Source organism: Arthrobacter sp. AB6, from assembly GCF_031844545.1.
Lineage (GTDB): Bacteria > Actinomycetota > Actinomycetes > Actinomycetales > Micrococcaceae > Arthrobacter.
In genome coordinates this window covers 1-4191 of record NZ_JAUZVL010000042.1, presented here as the reverse complement: position 1 = coordinate 4191, position 4191 = coordinate 1, and the positions used below count along the sequence as shown (strand labels likewise).

Sequence of the window (4191 nt, the reverse complement as noted above, 5' to 3'; positions counted from 1 at the left end):
ACGGAGTGGACGGGCGCTTTGTGCTTGCCTAGGGTTTGGCCTTACGGCAGGGACTCGCAGGCTCGTCCGTCGTTGTTGCCATCGAGCTTGGCTACATCACCGTAGTACGGGTAGTAATTGTCAAACCATGCTTGCGCCTGGTACTCGTACTGGAAATCGGTGCAGTTCTTGGTGTCCCCCGGGTTGCTGGGCTGGGTTGGAGGCGGCGGAGTAGTTCCGCCATCGCCGGCGCAGGTCCCTGAAACTGTCGGGCTGGGGGATCCTGCTCCCTGCCATTCTTGGAGGCTGACAGGCCGGTTCATGCCAGGCCCCGCGTACCAGATCGTGGAGTTGCCACAGTCTTTGTAGAACTTGTCACCCGTGATGCGCTGCACCGCTTGGGGAGTTGGGAAGGCTTCTTCCTGCCACTCGTTGTAACCCAGGGGGCGGCCGGCGCCCGTGCTGAGGTTGGACATCCGTGCGAACTCGTTTGCCCAGGTTAGCTTCATGAAGCCTTCATTGCCGCGGTCGACGTAAGACCGGTAGCCGGAGGCTGCCCATTCAGCGCCGGTGAGTTTGTGGTTGACTCCGTCTTCACCTTCGACGAAGAGTTCGGTGGATGTGCCCCACTTGTAGTAATAGCTGCCCTTAATCCAGCCAGCGTTACGCGGCGTCGGGTAGCCAGCGGTCTGCCACTGAGGGAAGGACAGCCGTGTCCACATCCAGTAGTTCTCGCCACCCGGCCAGAACGTGACTGCGTATACTGTTGGCGACCACGGGTACTTCACGAAATCCGTGGACGCAGGCGTGGGGGTCTGGAAGGTGTAAACATCGCGCCACTTTTCATAGCTAAGCTGGCGCGGGGTTGGGGTGCCGCCCGAGTCCGGGACCATTTCGAAGATGGTGGAGTCGTAAACGATCTTCTGCAGGGGGTACTTCTGCTGGCTCGGGTCGGTGATCATCTTGCCGGGACGCGGGAAAGGATTGGTGCCGCACTGGGTGCCATTCAGCCAAGCCTCAAGTGCTGTGCGCTCTTCCGGGTCAACGCCGATGTTCCAGCGCCACTTCACGGATACCCAGTTGATGGCGTAGAGACATTGATTCTGGGTGGGCATCCAGGTAGCGGGGTCCTGATCGCTCTTGGACTGGTTCACGTTATCGGTGACAGCGATAAGGCTGTTTTGGTAGTCGAGGTCGTTGGCGAACGCGGTGCGTTGCTCGTTTGTCCAGCTCCAGGCCACAGACCGCCATGCTTCGGCTAGCGGCACCATGTGGTCGATGTCGACATCTGACGCGTTGGTCCAAGTGGCGCCGTCGTACTGGGAATTCCACTGCCCGGTTGCGACGGTGCAGCCGGAACTGAACGTGACGGGGACGGTGGATTCTTCCATAAGAACTTCGGCGCGGGTGTCGCATCCGTCGCCATCAGCGTCAATCCAGTGGTTGAAGTAGTCCCGACTGTAGGCCGGCGCTACGTTCCTGGTCAGCGGCAGTTCGGCAAGGAGAGTTTCCCCGGTCGTGGTTGGTCCTGACGCTCCACCGCCGGCGGTGGCCTCGGGTTGCAGGGTTCTTGCGCTTGGAGAGGCGGGGACTGTTTCCAGTGATGGTGCTGGCTGCGAGGGCGTGTCAGTCGGAGACGGTTCCGCTGCTGGTGCTGCAGTCGTCGGCGACGGCGCTTCGGCGGCGAGAGTCGCCGTCTCCGTTGACGTTGATGTGGACGTCGGCGACGCTGTGGAGTCGCTGGTAGTGGTTGTGCTTGGTGCCGCGGTGGCCGGAGCAATGGATCCGAAGGTGGATGTTGCGATGGCGAGCGAAGCGAAGGCGGCCAAAAGCCGCCTGCGGTGATCCCACATGGGTGTCCTTCTATATAACGCTGCGAGTCAGGCAGCAAGTCAAATGATGACTGGATCATAATCGAACGATTGGACTATCGACGATTTCAATATGACTGTGTCAGTGCGACCGGCGGCACCGCCGTACTGTAGACGCGGCGGGAGTTGCCACGAGCACCACCGAAACGGTGCCTTAGGCATCGTCGGGGGAGCGAGCTCACAAGGCAGTGTATGACTTGGATTTCTTGAAATGCGTAGGAGATTCCCGACCGTCCCGATAGGGTCACCTCAAGAAGGCCGCGGCTTCCCACTTTTGTTGATGAAAGAGCCGCGTGTTGGGGGACCTTATGCACCGAAACTTCGGCTCGAGCTCAATGACAGCCTGGACGAGGACCTGCGTCTTGGGAATGGTCCTTGCACTTAGCGGGACCGGGGTGATTCCGGGAACGGCGGCGTGGGCAAGCACACAGACAACCCAGAAAAGCGTTCTGCAGTTGCCGGCAGAGACCCCATACCTGAAGGAGGAGACCGCTGCCGCTCCGGACGAAAAATGCGCAGAACTCCTGATAGTAGGCGTCCGGGGTTCTGGCGAGTCTGCTGGGATGGGTGAGAAGGTGCAGGCGGCGGTGACTGAAGTTGAAAACCACATCGGTGCTAAGCGTTCGATCCGCAACGTCGCGCTGGATTACCCTGCGCTAAGCACCGACTATATAAAAACCGACGTGGCCGATGCTCTGCAGATGAAGAGCAACTGGGTTTACCTAAGCAGCGTTGGCCGGGGAACCCTGACCCTAGGCGAGGTCTTGGGTGATTCTATGCTGAAGTGTCCAACTGAAAGATGGATACTAGTTGGCTACTCCCAGGGGTCCCTGGTGATCAACAATGCTGTCGAGCACTATTCGGATCCATCAAGTATGCCGGCATCTTCAAAATTGCAGATCCAGCACGAATCGACGGTGCGGTGGTACCGAACCAGGGCAGCGCGAAACCGGGCGAAGGGATCGCTTAATACTTTGGCATCCCCGGGCATGACTCCCCGACTAGCCTCAGGCCTGTGACCGTCGAGATCTGCAACGAGTACGACATCGTTTGCGATGTGCAGAACGCCATCCGACGATTACCAGGGCTTTGGCTAATGATGCACTCCGTTCACAGCTCTATAGGACGACCGTTTGTGGCGGGGAGGAAAGCGTTTCGGGTTCGCTCGCTTCGGACCACGCTCTTGGGGCTAACGTAGGGTCGTGGCGCATAAAGGCTGGCTATAAACCGGATATTGGGGTCCTGGCCACCGCATCAGGCTTCCAGCTTGATGCGTCGCACTGGTTCAAGGTAGAGGCCAGTGGCGCCTTCAGCGGAGTCCTTGGACAGGGAACCTTCGCTGTCCCGATGGAGCTTGTAACTCCGGACTTCGGGGTTTTGTCCACGCGCTTGGAAATCTACGCTGTACCGTCATGTGATGCCCTGGCAGACTGTGGACTTGACTTGGCGCCCCAGAACCAAACGGTCAGTTCTTACGTACCCGAAACACCAGTGCGTGGCCGCATCCTCTGCCAAGATGGACGACCTGCAGGGGTAATAATGGTGGCGGCGCACACTCTGGAGGGCAGCGAGTACGACACCTACAGCCACAGATATGCAACTGCGCTGACTGACTCCAACGGTTACTACTCTATAGACGTTTCGTGGCTCAGCCCTCTCACGACGACTAAAAGGGTTACCGTCCGGGCTAACTTGAAGGACGGGCATGACAATAACACTGGGTTCAACAAAAATCATGTGCCCTACTTCCTTGGCGAGGCTCTGCACGAAGGCGATGCCTCCGTTTTTACGGCTCCTTCCGCCGGTCCCACAGTGCCAGTTGCTAAATTAGAGTTCGGTTACATCGAAGGCACTGCTGATCTTGACCCACTCATCACGCAGTCAAATCCCAGGGTAAACGGCGACGTTTACGCACAGAGCTACGGTGAATCGCAGCCCAGTTACAACTCAGCTAGATGGTGCTACGGGTGTGACGTGTCTGGTACCCGGTTAGAAGGCTTTCCTGAAGATGAAAAGGGCGGCTACAGGATCAAAGTGGTTCAAGGAGCCCACAAGGTTTTTTACCAAGACATCAACTTCAATCGCTACTACTGGAGAATCCACGGGGATGGAGGGTATCCGGCCCATTCAGCGCCTGACTTCGTGGATGGAGAAGGGTGGGTGCTGCCAAGCGAGGGCAAGGTCGTGTACGTCATCCCTGGGGAAACGGTGACTCTACAGCCTGACCGGCTGCCTAGCCGTTCATGGCTAATTTTCACTTCTTCGACGAAGAGAGTAAGCAGTTTGTGCGGGAGGATGCCCTTCCGATGGCGATATATAAAAGGGAGGGAGGCGGCTATTC

4 protein-coding genes are annotated in these 4191 nt (G+C 58.2%); 3 read left to right on the top strand and 1 reads right to left on the bottom strand.

The genetic code is table 11. The features are described from left to right. Positions 1–41 precede the first annotated feature (41 nt). Positions 42–1370, bottom strand: a complete 1329-nt coding sequence (locus tag Q9R30_RS19170) for a DUF1524 domain-containing protein (protein WP_311218580.1) — start codon at positions 1368–1370, stop codon at positions 42–44. Between the two features lie 232 nt (positions 1371–1602). Here Q9R30_RS19170 and Q9R30_RS19165 point away from each other — a divergent pair, with 232 nt between their 5' ends. From Q9R30_RS19165 to Q9R30_RS19155, 3 genes are all read left to right on the top strand, one after another. Further along, a complete protein-coding gene (locus tag Q9R30_RS19165) occupies positions 1603–1824 on the top strand; it encodes a hypothetical protein (protein WP_311218579.1) in 222 nt (73 codons plus the stop codon). A 394-nt stretch (positions 1825–2218) separates the two neighbouring features. Then, on the top strand, positions 2219–2869 hold the full coding sequence (locus Q9R30_RS19160; protein WP_311218578.1) for a cutinase family protein: 651 nt from the start codon (positions 2219–2221) through the stop codon (positions 2867–2869). 70 nt (positions 2870–2939) lie between these two features. After that, positions 2940–4191: hypothetical protein (locus tag Q9R30_RS19155; RefSeq protein ID WP_311218577.1), on the top strand; the 1252-nt coding region annotated here is incomplete at its 3' end.